Origin of the sequence: Faecalibacterium sp. DFI.5.82 (genome assembly GCF_029076575.1) — a bacterium.
GTDB classification, from domain to species: domain Bacteria; phylum Bacillota; class Clostridia; order Oscillospirales; family Ruminococcaceae; genus Faecalibacterium; species Faecalibacterium duncaniae.
Window position 1 is genome coordinate 1 of record NZ_JARFIS010000781.1, and the last position, 300, is coordinate 300.

The 300-nt window shown below is 59.0% G+C and carries 1 pseudogene; it reads right to left on the reverse strand.

Going from position 1 to position 300, the window contains the following annotated elements:
- Positions 1-243: pseudogene (locus tag P0G09_RS18880) on the reverse strand (beta-galactosidase); the annotation flags it as partial.
- Between the last annotated feature and the right edge of the window lie 57 nt (positions 244-300).

A 300-nucleotide genomic window follows, 5' to 3' on the forward strand; every position in this document is an offset into this window, starting at 1 on the left:
GACCTTCACGGTTGCGGCCAGAGCAGCTGCCAGCACCTCAACGTAGGTGCGGCCGCCAGCAAGAGGCTGCTTGGGCTGGGTAAAGGTGCGGGTGTAGACACCGGTGGTTCGCAGATAGCTGCCGTTGCCGTCCATGCCGTCCACAGCGTTCCAGGTGTGGGGCAGGGTGACCTGCTCGGTGGGACTCTCGCCCTTGGGGAAGGACAGGGTCCAGTTTTCGTTCAAGGAAATGATCTCTCTCATCGATACTGCTCATACTGGTTTTCTACTTTGTTTCGGCGGCCTGCATGGCAGAAGAAA